Source organism: Stenotrophomonas rhizophila, from assembly GCF_003651185.1.
Taxonomy (GTDB): Bacteria; Pseudomonadota; Gammaproteobacteria; order Xanthomonadales; family Xanthomonadaceae; genus Stenotrophomonas; species Stenotrophomonas maltophilia_Z.
Genome location: NZ_RCDC01000004.1, coordinates 1 through 14,366 on the forward strand (window position 1 = coordinate 1; position 14,366 = coordinate 14,366).

Below are 14,366 nucleotides of genomic sequence, written 5' to 3' on the forward strand. Positions count from 1 at the left end.
CCGTCTGGTCCATGGACTTCATGAGTGACGCGTTGGCCTGTGGCAAACGATTCCGAACGTTCAATGTGGTCGACGACTTCAACCGCGAGGTGCTGCATATTGAGGTGGATACATCACTCAACTCTGGTCGCTTGGTGCGCGTGTTCGAGCAGCTCAAACGTGATCACGGATTACCGCAGGTTCTACGGTCGGACAATGGCCCTGAGTTCCTGGGCGAAGCATTTACCCAGTGGGCCAAACTCAGCGGCGTGGCGCTGCGATACATCCAACCTGGCAAGCCCAACCAGAACGCCTTCATCGAACGCTTCAACCGCACGTTCCGTGAGGAGGTGCTGGACCAGCACCTCTTCGCACGCCTTGAGGACGTACGTGAGGCAGCGCATTGGTGGATGATCGATTACAACGAGATTCGTCCACATGACTCGCTCAGCGGCATGAGCCCCGTCGAGTACCGTACCGCTCACGCCAGAAGCTCTGCTTTAGAAATGTCTGCTTGACGGGGGAGCTTACGGGGTGATCAAATGCCTGACCATTGTCGACGACGCCACCCACGAGGCCGTGGCCATCGAAGTGGAGCGGGCAATTTCTGGGCAAGGTGTGTCCAGGGTGCTGGACAGACTGGCCATGCAGCGCGGCTTGCCAGGAGTGATCAGGACAGACAACGGCAAGGAATTTTGCGGTAAGGCGATGGTGGCCTGGGCTCACACAAAGGGAGTTGCCCTGCGTCTGATCGAGCCGGGAAAACCGAACCAGAATGCTTACGTCGAATCTTTCAACGGGCGTTTACGCGATGAATGCCTCAACGAGCACTGGTTCCCGACATTGCTTCATGCCCGTACCAGCATCGAAATCTGGCGGCGCGACTACAACGAAGAAAGGCCCAAAAGAGCGCTTGGCGGACTGACACCTGCCCAGTACGCCGCGCAGTTGGCGGCGAAGAAAGATACCATCAGCACTGGATTCTAAACCCGCCCACTACTCAGGTCGGGGGGACGTCGGGGTCCAGCGATGACGATCTGGCGGCTGCCGCTGAGATCCTCCAGGCGCCGCAGGTCTGCCGGGAGGCCGGGCGTATCCGCCGTGGCCGAAGTGACGGCGACGAAAAGCATATCGGCGACATGGGTAAAGGCTTCTTCCCGATCCACCTCTGTAGAGACGGGCAGTAGGGCCAGATCGGCCTGTTCCTGGTGAAGCCTCTCCCGACCTGGTCCTCGGGCAGTCGCAGCAGGTTCACCCGCAGCAGCGGGTACCGGGAACCCACCTGCGCCAGTGCCGCCAGCATCGCCTCGTCTGGAACACCGGCGGCGACGGCGACCGTCAGGGTGCTCTCCAAATCCTGCGACAGCTCCACGGCATGGATCTGCAGCAACCGCAGCCTGCTGGCGACGGAACGTGCGTGGGGCACCAGGGCCAGCGCTTGTGCGGTCGGCAACGCCTCGCGGCGCGAGCGGTCGAACAGGGGATAGCCCAATCCGGCCTCGATGTTGGCGATGCCCATGCTCACGGCGGACGGCACCCGGCGCAACGCGCGGGCCGCGCCGGAGAAAGAGCCGTGGTCGACCACCGCGAGGAAGAGATCGATGTCTTCGCTGGACAGGGACATGTATTTGTCAGTGTTTCTGAAAGGAGATGACTTTTTCAATCAACCTTTCTGAATATAGCATCCACCCCCTTCGCCAGTGACCTAGCAGGAGGATGTGATGCAGGGAGTAAAACGCAAGGTGATCTACGTCGGGGGCTATGAGCTTCTGGGACTTGTGGTGGGAACGATGGTCATGACCGTGCTGACGGGCAAGTCACCGGCGACGACAGGGCTGCTGGCGCTGATGATCACGGGGATCGCCACGGTATGGAACGTTAGCTTCAACTACCTGTTCGAGGCATGGGAGCGACGGCAACGCGACCGGACGCGCACGGTACGCCGACGCGTCCTGCATGCCGTAGCGTTCCAGCTCACCCTGGTGTGTTTTCTGGTCCCGCTCATCGCGTGGTGGCTGGGCATTACGCTGATCCAGGCATTTGTCCTGGACTTGGTATTCATCGTCTACATCCCTTTCTATACGTTCGCCTACAACTGGGCGTTCGACCGGTGCTTCGGCGTTCCCAGTTCCGCGGTGAATCACGAGGGGAACCCGCATCTTGGCTGATCAGAAAATTGTTTGACAGATCGGAAATTGCTTTGTAATCCTGTGAAGGTCACCCTTGCTGGATTGCTCCTGTGCTCGTTATCCCGCTCTTCTGCAGCCTGGCGAATGACCTAGACCACAGGGGGCGCGCATGAGCGCGCTCCGGTCATCCCGCGGCGCCGCACGGTATGCGCTGCCACTGCTGCTCCTCAGCATCGCCATCGCCGCATGGTCCGCCTGGAGCGCGCAGAAAACCCCGCCGCCACAGCCCGCCAGCATCGCCACCACCGAGTTCTCGGCGGCACGCGCGATGCAGCATCTGGGTTGGATCGCGGCCGAACCGCATCCCACCGGCTCGGCGGCGGCCGCGAAGGTTCGCGACCAGTTGGTGCATCACCTGCAGCAGGTCGGACTCCAGGTATCCGTGCAGCGTGGCCAGGCGGCTGCCGAGTACGGCAAGGGCGACGGTCGCGGTGTGCGGGCGGCCAATGTCGAGAACGTGGTTGCGGTACTGCCGGGCCGCGATCGCAGCCTGCCGGCGGTGCTGCTGATGGCGCACTACGATACCGTTCCCCATTCGCCCGGCGCAGCCGACGATGGCCTCGGGGTGGCGGTGATGCTGGAGATCTCCCGTGCTATGCAGAGTGACGTGCGGCAGCGTGACGTGGTCTTCCTGTTCACCGATGCGGAGGAGGCCGGCCTGCTTGGCGCGCGTGCGTTCTTCGCCTCGCATCCGCTGTCGTCGCGTATCGGCACAGTCGTCAATCTGGAAGCCCGCGGCAGCAGCGGCCGTGCGGTGCTGTTTGAAACCGGGCCGGGCAACGCGGCGCTGCTCAGCACGTTCGCCAAACTCGCGCCGCAGCCGCTGGGCAATTCGCTGACCGGTTTCGTCTACCGCTACATGCCCAACGGCACCGACTTCACGGTGCCGGCGCAGAAAGGTATTCCCGGCCTCAATTTCGCGATCATCGGCAGCCAGATCGACTATCACGCCGCGACCGCGAGCGTGGCCAATCTCGACCCGGGCAGTGTGCAGCACATGGGCGCCCAGGTGCTGCCGCTGGTGCGCCAGTTGGCCAGCTCGGCAACCCTGCCGACTGCTACCCACGATGCAATCTACAGCGACCTTCCCGGCGGCTGGATGATCAGTGTGCCGATGTGGTCAGGCTGGTGCGTGCTGGCGTTCGGGTTGCTGGTCATTGTCGTGGTCGCACGCCGTGCCACGTTCAACCATGGCGGATGGCGCGGCGTGGTCAGTGGCGTGGCGGGGTGGCCGCTGGCGCTGCTGTCCGTCGCGCTGGCCGTACGTGTGTCGTACCGGTTGCTGGGCGGCGGCGATGCCACGCTGGTGAACAACCGTGATCTGCTGGCGGCATTCTCCACGCTGGCGGCAGGCGAGGGGCTGTTGGCGATCGGCGTAGTGCTGGCGTTGGGCGCACTGCTGGTCTGCAAGGCGGCACGCAAACCGGCTGCCGCGCTGGCGCTGGTGGCCGGTGCGTGCGCTTCTCTGCGGGGTGGGTTCGATGTGATCGGACTGGTGCTGGGCGTGCTGGTGGCGCTGCTGGTCTGGACCAGCGCGGGGACCGCTGCGCGCGGTGAAAGCGTGCGATTGGGTGCCTTGCTGGTGGCCTGGATCATCGGCGCGGTCGTGCAGCTGCTCGCGCCGGAGCTGGCGCCGCTGCTGCTGTGGCCGCTATTGGCGGTGGCCGCGGTGGTCTGGCTGCTACCGGCGCACGCGCCGCTGACCGCATTGCGTGTCCTTGCCGCGGCAGTCATCACCGCATTCGCCTTGGCCCATGTCTTCCACTTCGCGCTGCAGCTGTTCGAGGCGATCGGCTTCGGCACGCCGGAGGTGCTGGCGTTGCCGTTCGCATGGCTCGCCATGTTGCTGTTGCCGTGGGTACGCGCGGCCGACGGCGGACGCTGGCTTGCCATCGCTGCGTTCATCACGCTGTTGTCTGCCGCATGTGTTCTGGCCGCGGCATCGCTCACCCAGGCGGACCGCACGCGCTATCCCGAACTGTCCCAGGTGCTGTTCGTCGCCGATCCAGACAACCAGCAGTACCACCGCGTCAGTCCGTTGTCGCAGCTGTCCGATTGGAGCCGCGGCGCATTGCGGGTAGGGCAGGGTGAGCTTGCCCGTCTGTCGATTCCGGCGCTGGATTGGGCAGGGGTCTGGGCGACGAAGGCCGACGCCATCGCGGTGCCGGAGCGGGTTCGCTTCGAGCCGTCGTTCGATGCTGCCACCGGTCAATCGGTGCTGCGCGTGCTGGCACCCGCAGGCACGCGCGAACTTCGTGTACGACTGAAGAGCGGGGCGGTGGTGCGCAATGTGCAGTTGCAGGGCGAAGAGGTGCCACTGCTGGACGAGGCGGACCGCTGGTCGCGTCTTCGCTGGCAGGCGCCGGGGCCGGACGGGATCGAACTGCGCTGGCCAGCGGACAGCGGTCCGGTCGAGGTCCAGGCCGCAGCCGGGATCGATGGCTGGCCCAAGGATGCGGCGCCAGTGCCTGCGCGGTCTGCGCACATCGTGCCGTGGTCGACCTCGGACATGACCTGGATTCTTGGCGCGACGCGCGTGAGTCCGGAGGGCGGCGCGCACGGGGGCGCGCGGTAACGCCCGACGAGATGGAGGGCGGGTGGCTCTTCCGTCACGGCCAGCATCCACGGCTGCCTGTTGCGATCTACCGGAACCCATACAAAGAAACGGCCCGCAGTGCGGGCCGTTTCTTTACTGCCTGGACATCCAGCGCTTCCGACTCCTCAGCAGCGCCTTGCAGATGCCTCAGATATGCAACGCATGCCCCAACGCACGCAGCGCCGCCTCCTGCACCGCCTCACCCAGGGTCGGGTGCGGATGGATCGTCCCGGCGATGTCTTCCAGCGTGGCACCCATCTCAATCGACTGCACGAAGGCGATCGACAGTTCCGAGACCTGCACGCCCACGGCCTGCCAGCCGAGAATCCGGTGATCGCTGCTGCGTGCGACCACGCGCACGAAGCCATCGGTGGATTCCAGCGACATCGCACGGCCATTGGCCGCGAACGGGAACAGCGCGACCTTGGTCTCGATGCCCTGCGCCTTGGCTTCGTCCGGCGACAGCCCGACCACCACGATTTCCGGGTCGGTGAAGCACACCGCCGGAATCGCGGCCGGCACGAAGTGGCGCTTCTTGCCGCTGACGATCTCGGCCACCAGTTCGCCCTGTGCCATCGCACGGTGCGCGAGCATCGGCTCACCGGCGACATCGCCGATCGCCCACACGTTGCGCATCGAGGTCTTGCACTGGTCGTCGATCTTGATCGCCTTGCCGGTCAGATCCAGCTGCAGCGATTCCAGATTGAAGCCGTCGGTCTTCGGGCGACGACCCACCGCGACCAGGATCTGGTCGGCGTCCAGCGCGATCTCGTTACCGTCCTTGTCACGCACGCGCAGCTGGCCGTTGTCGGCCAGGCCGAGCACGCTGTGCCCGGTCAGCAGCTTCACGCCGGATTTCTCCAGGTGCGTGGCCACCGGCTTGGTCAGCTCGGCGTCGTAGGCCGGCAGGATGCGCTCCCGGGCTTCGACCACGGTGACTTCGCAGCCGAGCTTGCGGTACACCGTGCCCAGTTCCAGGCCGATGTAACCGCCACCGACGACGATCAACTGCTTCGGCAGCGTGGTCGGCGAGAGGGCTTCGGTGGAGGAGATGACCTTGCCACCGAACGGCAGGAACGGCAGTTCCACCGGCACCGAGCCGGTGGCCAGCAGCAGGTGCTCACAGCTGATGCGCAGCGTGCCGCCATCTTCTGCAGCGCCGGCGATCTCGACGGTCTTGCCGTCGACGATCGTGGCCCAGCCCTTGATCAGCTGCGCGCCGTTCTTCTTCAGCAGTGCGCTGACGCCGCCGGTCAGCTTCTTGACGATGCCGGCCTTCCACGCGACGGTCTTGGCCAGATCCAGCGACGGCGCCTGCACGCTGATGCCCAGCGGCGAGGTGCCCGCCGCATACGCGGTGACCTTGGCGAATTCCTCCGCGGCATGGATCAGCGCCTTGGACGGAATGCAGCCGATGTTGAGGCAGGTGCCACCCGGATTGACGCCCTCGACCACGATGGTCTTGACGCCGAGCTGGCCGGCGCGGATGCCGGCGATGTAACCGCCGGGACCGCCGCCGATGATCAGCAACTGGGTTTGAAGGGTATTGGACATCGCTTACTCCACGAACAGCAGGGCCGGGGTTTCCAGGCGCGTACGGATCGCCTGCACGAACTCGGCCGCATCCATGCCATCGACGATGCGATGGTCGAACGAAGACGACAGATTCATCAGCTTGCGGGCAACGACCTGGCCCTCGCGGAACATCGGGCGTTCGATGATGCGGTTCACGCCGACGATCGCCACTTCCGGATGGTTGATGATCGGCGTGGAGACCACACCGCCCACCGCACCGAGGCTGCTGATGGTGATGGTGGAGCCGGACAGCTCCTCACGCGTTGCCTTGCCCACACGAACGGCGTTGGCCAGGCGCGCGATCTCGGTGGCGGTCTGCCACAGGTCCAGCGACTCGGCATGCGCGACCACCGGCACCGACAGGCCGACCTCGCTCTGGGTCGCGATGCCCAGCTGCACGCCTTCATAGCGGGTCACGATGTTGGCCTGGTCATCGAAACGGGCGTTCATCTGCGGGAAGTCGCGTGCGGCCAGCACCACCGCGCGTGCCAGCAGTGGCAGCAGGGTCAGCTTGCCGCGCTCCTTGGCCCAGCGCTCGTTGAGCTTGGCGCGCAGGGCTTCCACTTCCGTGACGTCGATTTCTTCCACATAGGTGATGTGCGGAATGGTCGTCCAGGACTGCTGCATCTTCTGCGCGATCTTGCGGCGCAGGCCCATGATCGGCACCTGCTGCTCGCCGGTACGGCGCGCGTAGCTGCTGCCACCGACAGTGCCACCGATCGGCTGCGCCTTGCCACCGGCGGCGGCGTAGGCATCCAGATCGGCCTGCAGGATGCGACCGCCCGGGCCGGTGGCCGGCACGTAGCGCAGCTCGATACCCAGGTCCCAGGCGCGGCGGCGCACGGCCGGCGAGGCCAGCGGGGCTTCACCGGCGTTGAGCACGCCGTTGGTGACCGCGCCGCGCGCGTCCTGCTTGGCGGCAGGGGCGGGTGCGGAGGCAGCGGCAGCCTTGGCGGGCGCCGCAGCCGGTGCGGCCTCGGCGGCGGCGGCAGGTGCAGCGGCCGGTGCAGCCGCCTTGGGCGCAGCCACCGGTTCGGCCGGCGCCGCGGCGGCCGGTGCACTGGCGGCGCTGGCATTGCCGGCGCCGTCCACTTCCAGGCGGATCAGCTCGCTGCCGACGGCCATCATCTGGCCGGGCTTGCCGCCCAGCGAGACCACGGTGCCTGACACGGGCGAGGGGATCTCGACCATGGCCTTGTCGGTCATGACCTCGGCCACGACCTGGTCTTCGGCGACCGGGCCACCGACCTCGACCTTCCAGGTGATCAGTTCGACTTCGGCGATACCTTCACCGATGTCCGGCATCTTGATGACGTGATGTCCCATGGTTCAGTCCTCCAGCACGCGCTGCATTGCATCGATGACCCGGGACGGACCCGGGAAGTAGTCCCATTCCTGCGCGTGCGGATACGGGGTGTCCCAGCCGGTAACGCGTTCCACCGGTGCCTGCAGGTGGTAGAAGCAGTGCTCCTGCACCAGCGCGACCAGTTCGGCGCCGAAGCCGCAGGTGCGGGTGGCTTCGTGCAGCACGATGCAGCGGCCGGTCTTCTTGACCGAGGTGACGATGGCCTCCAGGTCCAGCGGCCACAGGCTGCGCAGGTCGATCACTTCGGCATCGATCCCGGCATCTTCGGCGGCGGCCTTGGCCACCCACACGGTGGTGCCGTAGGTGATGACCGTCAGTGCCTTGCCTTCGCGGGCGATGGCGGCCTTGTCCAGCGGCACGTTGTAGTAGCCCTCCGGCACCAGGTTGTCCGGGTACTTGGACCACGCGGTGACCGGGCGGTCGTGGTGACCGTCGAACGGGCCGTTGTACAGGCGCTTGGGCTCCAGGAAGATCACCGGATCGTCGTTCTCGATCGAGGCGATCAGCAGGCCCTTGGCGTCGTACGGGTTGGAAGGCATGACGGTGCGCAGGCCGGTGGCATGGGCGAAGATCGCCTCCGGGCTCTGGCTGTGGGTCTGGCCGCCGTAGATGCCACCACCGCACGGGGTGCGGAACACCAGCGAGGAGGTGAAGCTGCCGCCGGAGCGATAGCGCATGCGCGCCGCTTCGGAGACGATCTGGTCGTAAGCCGGGTAGATGTAATCGGCGAACTGGATCTCGGCGACCGGGCGCAGGCCGTAGGCGGCCATGCCGATCGCCGCGCCGGCGATGCCGTTCTCGGAAATCGGCGCATCGAACACGCGCTGCTTGCCGTACTTGGTCTGCAGGCCGTCGGTGCAGCGGAACACGCCGCCGAAGTAGCCCACGTCCTGGCCGAAGACCACCACGTTGTCGTCGCGTTCCAGCATCACGTCCATCGCCGAGCGCAGCGCCTGGATCATGGTCATCGGCGTGCCGCCGGTGTTGTTCTGTTCAATCCCGCTCATGTGTTCAGACTCCCAACTGCTGACGCTGGCGACGGAGGTGTTCGGGCATGTCCTTGTAGACGTCTTCGAACATGAGGGCCGCGCCGGGACGGTTGTCGCTGCCGAGCAACCCGTGGGTCTCGGCTTCCTTGAGGGCACGCAGGACCTCGGCATCCAGTTCGGTGCGCAGTTCGTCGTGCTGCTGCTCGCTCCACAGGCCGCGCTTGATCAGGTGCTGTTTCAGGCGGTCGATCGGATCGCCGAGCGGGAACTGCTGCGCATCGTCGGCCGGGCGGTACTTGGAGGGATCATCCGAGGTCGAATGCGGGCCGGCGCGGTAGGTGACCCACTCGATCAGGGTCGGGCCCAGGTTGCTGCGGGCGCGTTCGGCGGCCCAGCGCGAGGCGGCGTACACGGCCAGCAGATCGTTGCCGTCCACACGCAGCGACGGAATCCCGTAGCCCACGCCGCGGGCGGCGAAGGTGGTGTTCTCACCGCCGGCGATGGCCTGGAAGGTGGAGATCGCCCACTGGTTGTTGACCACGTTGAGCACGACCGGTGCGCGGTACACGTGCGCGAAGGTCAGCGCGGCGTGGAAGTCGCCTTCGGCGGTCGCGCCATCACCCACCCATGCGGTGGCGATGCGGGTGTCGCCCTTGATCGCCGAGGCCATCGCCCAGCCCACGGCCTGGATGTACTGGGTGGTCAGGTTGCCGGAGATCGAGAAGAAGCCGTAATCCTTGTACGAATACATGATCGGCAGCTGGCGGCCCTTCAGCGGGTCGGCCGCGTTGGACAGCACCTGGCAGATCATGTCGACCAGCGAGACTTCCTTGGTGATCAGGATGCCCTGCTGGCGGTAGGTCGGGAACTGCATGTCGTCATCGCGCAGCGCCAGGGTCTGGCCGACCGCGATCGCTTCTTCACCCAGGCACTGGATGTAGAACGAGGTCTTCTTCTGGCGCTGGGCGATCAGCAGGCGGGCGTCGTAGGCGCGCGTCTTGAGCATGGCGTGCATCGCACGCAGCAGCACGGCGTCGTCGATGTCGGCAGCCCAGGGGCCCACGGCGTCGCCGTTGTCGTCCAGCACGCGGATCAGCTGGCCGGTCAGCGGCGCGGTCTGGCTGGCGCTCACATCCACGGGCGGTTTGTCGACCGCGCCGGCGGGGCTCAGCTTCAGATAGGAAAAGTCGGTGGCCTGGCCGGGACGGGCGCTGGGCTCGGGCACGTGCAAACGCAACGGTTCACTCGTGGCGGGGATCTGGGGTGATGACATGTCAGGGGCCTCGCTGGGCTTGGGTCATGGAGCTACAGGCATACCGCAGGCGGGGGGCAACGGTAATGGCGATGTTGGCGCGCCGACATCCGGGCGGGATCTCGTCGCGAAGCGGGTAAGGGCCAGCGCTTGCAAGGCGGCTGGGGCCATGGCGCATTGCACCCGGTGTGAAGTCTAGAGGCACAGCGGCTTATCGTAAATTTGTTTAATTGCGTATGAGGTATTGTTTATTCAGATATCTTCATTCCGTGGGAGCCCGTGCATGCAAATCCCCGCCAACATGACCCTGCGCCAGCTGCGGTACTTTGCCGAAGCGGCCGAGTTGGGGCAGTTTTCGCAGGCCGCACGCAAGCTGCACGTCTCCCAGTCGGTCATCACCACCGCGGTCGCCCAGCTGGAAGCCTCGCTGGGCCTGAAGCTGTTCGACCGCATGCCGCACGGGGTCGGGCTGACCGCCGAGGGGCATCGTTTCCACCAGCATGTGCGGCACATCCTGGATACGTTGCAGGACGCGCTCAGCGAGCCGATGTTCCTGGCCAACACGCTGCCGGGCCGGGTGAGGATCGGCGCCTCCTACACGGTGCTGGGCTACTTCCTGCCGAGCCTACTGGCGCGCTTCAAGCGTTCCTACCCGCAGGTGGAGGTGGATCTGGTCGACATGGACCGCGCGGCGATCGAACAGGGCGTCAGCAGCGGTGAGCTCGATTTCGGGCTGTGCATCATCTCCAACATGGCCGAGCCCTATGTGCTGCGGCGCCAGGTGCTGATCCGCTCGCGCCGCCAACTGTGGCTGGCCGAGTCGCACCCGCTGCTGCAACTGCCGGTGATCAGCCCGGCCGACGTGGAGCCATACCCGTACATCATGCTGATGGTCGACGAAGGGCAGGAGTCGGCGATGCGCTACTGGCGCTCGGTAGGGCGCGAACCCAATGTGGTGTTCCGCACCTCGTCGCTGGAAGCGCTGCGCGGCATGGTCGCCTACGGGTTCGGGGTCAGCATCCTGTCGGACATGGTCTACCGCCCCTGGTCGCTGGAGGGGCGCCGGATCGACGTACGCACCCTCACCGATGCGGTACCGCCGATGGAAGTCGGCCTGGTCTGGCGCCCGGACGAAGACCTGTCCGCGCCGGCACGCGCACTGCATCAGTTCCTGGTCTTCGCCTGTGGCGGATGAGCGCCGAGTGCATCGGCCAGGGCAGGACGCGGATCGGGCAGCTCACCGACGGGCGCGGTGAAGGCCTGCCCACGGCGTGTCCAGATCTGCCACGCCGAGTACGTCAGCAGCGGCACCACGTAGGTGGCCAGGATGGCGTAGGCCAGCAGCCGGTAGCCCTTCGCGATCAGCGCGACCAGTCCGATGCCATCGGCCAGGAATACGGCCATCAGCAGAATGGCGGCAATGATCGCCACCCGCATGCCGCGGCCGGGGGCAGCGCCGGTGCGCTCTTTCCAGTTGACGCTGATGCGACCGTCCACCGAGGCCATCAGCGTGACTCCGGTTTCGACCAGCGCGACCATGATCATCAGCCGGAACAGCCACTGGAACCACGGCAGGCCGAGCTGGCCGAGCATCAGGTCCGAGGGCAGGGGCGCATCGGCGATGTCCGGCAGGAAGGCGATCATGCAGACGTAGAACACGATGGCCGGCAGGATCGCCAACGGGCCGGCCAGGGCGCCGGCGATCACCGCATCGCGCCGGCACAGCAGGTGGCGCACCACCAGCAGGATCGAGACCGCCGCGAACATGTTGTAGCCGGCGTAGGTCACGCCGTTGAGCACCCAGTCCTGGCCGAGCTCATGGGTGTTGGACAGCTGTGCCATCGCGCCGCCGCCGAAGCGATAGAGGATCAGGCACGCGGCAATGGCGTAGACCAGGTACATGAAGGCCGACATCAGCTTGAACATGCGTTCGACGGCGTTGGTGCCGGCCTGCACCACACCGGTGATGATCGCCACCAGCACCAGCGTGCCGACGATCCGTGGCCAGCCGAACATGGTCGCGGCCAGTTCGCCGGCGGCCGCGCCGAACACCGCCAGCACGACGACGATCAACGCCAGGTAGGCCACTTCGAAGGTCCACCAGCCACGGCCCAGCAGATGCCGGAAGAAGGTGCGGTAATCGTTGGCCCGGATCGCCCGGGCCAACAGGAACGTCAGGATGCAGATCACGCTCCAGATCAGCATCGACAACACCATCGCGGCCAGGCCGCCCCAGGGGCCCGATGGCAGGAAAAACTCCGCCAGCTCACGGCCGGTGGCGTATCCGCCGCCGATCACGGCCGACTTGAACGCCAGACCGGGCAACAGATACCGCTGGAAGCGGCTGGCGGCGGCGGTCACTTGCGGGCGGCCGTGGGCTGCAGCAGGTAGAAGTCGCGCACGGTGCGGGCGATCTCGGCGATCACACGCTCACGTTCGCTGCGCGGGGCATTGCTGGCTTTGACGAACACGGAGATCGCAAACTGGCTGCCATCGGGCAGGGTGACTACGCCCACATCGTTGACGGTGCCGGCTACGGTGCCGCTCTTGTCGGCCACCTTGGTGCCCGGCGGCAGACTGCCACGCAGGCGTGCACTGCAGGTGCGGCAACGTTCCATGATCTGCACCAGCACCTCGGTGCTGGCCGGGCTCAGCGCCTTGCCGGTGAACAGCCTGGTCAGCAGGGTCGACATCGCACGCGGCGTGGAGGTGTCGCGCGGATCCTTGTCGAAGGCTTCGTTGCCGGATTTCGTGCGCTTGACCACCTCGGGGTCGAGGGTCAGTTCGGCCACGCGTTCCTTGGTCAGCGGCTCATCGCCGAGGCCGAAGATATCGCTGAGCAGCTGCCGGGTGTTGCGATCCAGGCGCTGGCCTTCAATGCCCTGTGCGCGCAGCCAGGCGGTGACCGCGGCCGGTCCGCCGGCCTGCGCCACCAGCACGTCGGTGGCGGTGTTGTCGCTCTGGGTCAGCATCACTTCCAGCAGATTGTGCACCGACAGGCTCACACCATCATGGATGAAGCGGTCCGCGATCACTTCCGAATCGACATAGAACGCCTTCGGCACCGGCACCATCGTGGTCAGTGCCAGTTCGCCGGCATCGACCTTGGTCAGGATCACGGCCGCCACGGCGACCTTGAACGTGCTGGCCATCGGGAATGCTTCGTCGGGATTGAGATGGACCTGCGCGCCCTTGCCATCCAGGCGCCACGCCGAGACCCCCACCTTGCCGTCGACCAGGGTGGCCAGGCGCGCGACTTCGGTTTCAACCGGGCTGGTGGTGGCGCTGAACGCAGCGAGCGGGCTCAGGCCCAGCAACGCGGCAACGCACAGGCTCAAGGTACGGGATGTCATCTTCATGCGATGCAGGCCTCCAGCAAACGGTTGAATTCCCCATCTTGCCGCATCGGGTCGGCCACCGGCAGACCAAGACGCGCGCTGACTTCGGCACAGGCGGCGGCTGCCGCGGCGTCGGTCATGCCATGGGTATTGAGACTGACGCCGACGCAGCGGATATCAGGATTGGTACGGCGCCCCAGCTGCACGGTCAATGCGATGACCTCTTCGATGGAGGGCAGCGGATAGTCCGGATACCCCAGCACGTGCTTGCGCCCCGGCTGGTGGCAGACCACGAACACATCCGGCTGGCTGCCATGCAGCAGACCGAGGCTGACACCGGCGTAGGCAGGATGGAACAGCGAGCCCTGGCCTTCGATGACATCCCAGTGATCGTCGGCCGCATTCGGGCTGAGCAGTTCGGCGGCACCGGCCGAGAAATCGGCGACCACCGCGTCCATCGGAATGCCGCTGCCGGCGATCAGGATGCCGGTCTGGCCGCTGGCGCGGAAGTCGGCATCCACGCCGAGCCCACGCAGGCCGCGTGCCAGCGCCAGCGCGGTGTACTTCTTGCCCAGCGCGCAGTCCGTGCCGACGGTCAGCACGCGCTTGCCGGTGCGCTTGCGGCCGTTGCCGACCGGAATGCCGCGCGGTGGCACGCGCACGTTGATCAGCTCGCGCCCGTGGCGTTCGGCCGCCGCAGCCAGTTCCGGAATGTCACCCAGCTTCTGGTGCATGCCACTGACCAGGTCCAGGCCGTTTTCCAGTGCGTCCACCAGCGCCGGCAGCCACTGCGGGGGAATGACCCCACCGCCGTTGGCCACGCCGATCACCATCGCACGTGCACCGGCGGCGCGCGCCTGCGCCGGCGTCATGCTCGGCAGGCCGGTGGTGATCGGGCAGCCCGGCAGGCTCCACTCGGCCACGCACACTTCCGGCGCCCAGTCGTGCAGGCCGATCGCGGTCTTGGCGAAGCCCGCTTCGGTGGTGTCACCCAGGAACAGCAGGTACGGCTGGGGGAGGGCGGCGAGGGCCTGTACGGCAGCGGTGGGCGTTGCGCTCATGAGGGATCCAGTAGTCGGGGG

General features: G+C 66.2%; 12 protein-coding genes and 1 pseudogene. 5 read left to right on the forward strand and 8 right to left on the reverse strand.

Annotation, left to right across the window (positions count from 1 at the left end; all coding sequences use genetic code 11):
- Positions 1–497, forward strand: a 497-nt coding sequence (locus BCL79_RS00070) for an integrase core domain-containing protein (protein ID WP_259462063.1), incomplete at its 5' end; no start/stop codon positions are given.
- A gap of 19 nt (positions 498–516) precedes the next feature.
- Positions 517–966 (forward strand): annotated as a pseudogene (locus BCL79_RS00075) (integrase core domain-containing protein); the annotation flags it as partial.
- Positions 967–979: 13 nt separating this feature from the next.
- On the opposite strand, the gene BCL79_RS00080 reads toward BCL79_RS00075, so the two are convergent.
- Positions 980–1,603, reverse strand: coding sequence for a LysR family transcriptional regulator (locus BCL79_RS00080; protein ID WP_220668884.1), 624 nt, complete (start codon positions 1,601–1,603; stop codon positions 980–982).
- 97 nt (positions 1,604–1,700) lie between these two features.
- Between BCL79_RS00080 and BCL79_RS00085 the strand changes: the two genes are divergently transcribed.
- Together BCL79_RS00085 and BCL79_RS00090 are read left to right on the forward strand one after the other, a co-directional pair.
- Entirely contained in the window at positions 1,701–2,147 is a 447-nt protein-coding gene (locus BCL79_RS00085) for a PACE efflux transporter (RefSeq protein WP_121036601.1), read from the forward strand.
- Between the two features lie 130 nt (positions 2,148–2,277).
- Complete coding sequence (locus BCL79_RS00090; RefSeq protein WP_121036602.1) at positions 2,278–4,743, forward strand: M20/M25/M40 family metallo-hydrolase; 2,466 nt, start codon at positions 2,278–2,280, stop codon at positions 4,741–4,743.
- A 168-nt stretch (positions 4,744–4,911) separates the two neighbouring features.
- Here BCL79_RS00090 and lpdA read toward each other — a convergent pair whose 3' ends face one another.
- From lpdA to BCL79_RS00110, 4 genes are read right to left on the reverse strand one after another with little or no spacing between them, the layout of a single operon-like run.
- Positions 4,912–6,318, reverse strand: coding sequence for a dihydrolipoyl dehydrogenase (gene lpdA, locus BCL79_RS00095; RefSeq protein ID WP_121036603.1), 1,407 nt, complete (start codon positions 6,316–6,318; stop codon positions 4,912–4,914).
- A 3-nt stretch (positions 6,319–6,321) separates the two neighbouring features.
- Positions 6,322–7,665, reverse strand: coding sequence for a dihydrolipoamide acetyltransferase family protein (locus BCL79_RS00100; RefSeq protein ID WP_121036604.1), 1,344 nt, complete (start codon positions 7,663–7,665; stop codon positions 6,322–6,324).
- Positions 7,666–7,668: 3 nt separating this feature from the next.
- The gene (locus BCL79_RS00105; RefSeq protein ID WP_121036605.1) at positions 7,669–8,712 is read right to left on the reverse strand and encodes an alpha-ketoacid dehydrogenase subunit beta; all 1,044 of its coding nucleotides are present in this window, start codon (positions 8,710–8,712) and stop codon (positions 7,669–7,671) included.
- Between the two features lie 4 nt (positions 8,713–8,716).
- Positions 8,717–9,967, reverse strand: coding sequence for a 3-methyl-2-oxobutanoate dehydrogenase (2-methylpropanoyl-transferring) subunit alpha (locus tag BCL79_RS00110; protein WP_121036606.1), 1,251 nt, complete (start codon positions 9,965–9,967; stop codon positions 8,717–8,719).
- A gap of 262 nt (positions 9,968–10,229) precedes the next feature.
- Between BCL79_RS00110 and BCL79_RS00115 the strand changes: the two genes are divergently transcribed.
- A complete protein-coding gene (locus BCL79_RS00115; RefSeq protein WP_121036607.1) occupies positions 10,230–11,141 on the forward strand; it encodes a LysR substrate-binding domain-containing protein in 912 nt (303 codons plus the stop codon).
- Here BCL79_RS00115 and BCL79_RS00120 read toward each other — a convergent pair.
- The 3 genes from BCL79_RS00120 to BCL79_RS00130 are packed head-to-tail and all read right to left on the reverse strand — an operon-like array spanning position 11,111 to position 14,345.
- Complete coding sequence (locus tag BCL79_RS00120; protein ID WP_121036608.1) at positions 11,111–12,307, reverse strand: YkvI family membrane protein; 1,197 nt, start codon at positions 12,305–12,307, stop codon at positions 11,111–11,113. The two genes, BCL79_RS00115 and BCL79_RS00120, sit on opposite strands and share 31 nt — an antisense overlap.
- On the reverse strand, positions 12,304–13,305 hold the full coding sequence (gene bla / locus BCL79_RS00125; RefSeq protein WP_121036609.1) for a class A beta-lactamase: 1,002 nt from the start codon (positions 13,303–13,305) through the stop codon (positions 12,304–12,306). Before bla ends, BCL79_RS00120 begins: the two co-directional genes overlap by 4 nt.
- Positions 13,302–14,345, reverse strand: a complete 1,044-nt coding sequence (locus tag BCL79_RS00130) for a DUF1611 domain-containing protein (RefSeq protein WP_121036610.1) — start codon at positions 14,343–14,345, stop codon at positions 13,302–13,304. The genes bla and BCL79_RS00130 overlap by 4 nt, the downstream gene beginning before the upstream one ends.
- Positions 14,346–14,366 lie beyond the last annotated feature (21 nt).

Coding starts and splice junctions, on each gene's coding strand:
- lpdA (WP_121036603.1), bottom strand. CDS start 6,318: ATGTCCAATACCCTTCAAACCCAGTTGCTGATCATCGGCGGCGGTCCC.
- BCL79_RS00105 (WP_121036605.1), bottom strand. CDS start 8,712: ATGAGCGGGATTGAACAGAACAACACCGGCGGCACGCCGATGACCATG.
- BCL79_RS00110 (WP_121036606.1), bottom strand. CDS start 9,967: ATGTCATCACCCCAGATCCCCGCCACGAGTGAACCGTTGCGTTTGCAC.
- bla (WP_121036609.1), bottom strand. CDS start 13,305: ATGAAGATGACATCCCGTACCTTGAGCCTGTGCGTTGCCGCGTTGCTG.
- BCL79_RS00080 (WP_220668884.1), bottom strand. CDS start 1,603: ATGTCCCTGTCCAGCGAAGACATCGATCTCTTCCTCGCGGTGGTCGAC.
- BCL79_RS00090 (WP_121036602.1), top strand. CDS start 2,278: ATGAGCGCGCTCCGGTCATCCCGCGGCGCCGCACGGTATGCGCTGCCA.
- BCL79_RS00100 (WP_121036604.1), bottom strand. CDS start 7,665: ATGGGACATCACGTCATCAAGATGCCGGACATCGGTGAAGGTATCGCC.
- BCL79_RS00085 (WP_121036601.1), top strand. CDS start 1,701: ATGCAGGGAGTAAAACGCAAGGTGATCTACGTCGGGGGCTATGAGCTT.
- BCL79_RS00115 (WP_121036607.1), top strand. CDS start 10,230: ATGCAAATCCCCGCCAACATGACCCTGCGCCAGCTGCGGTACTTTGCC.
- BCL79_RS00130 (WP_121036610.1), bottom strand. CDS start 14,345: ATGAGCGCAACGCCCACCGCTGCCGTACAGGCCCTCGCCGCCCTCCCC.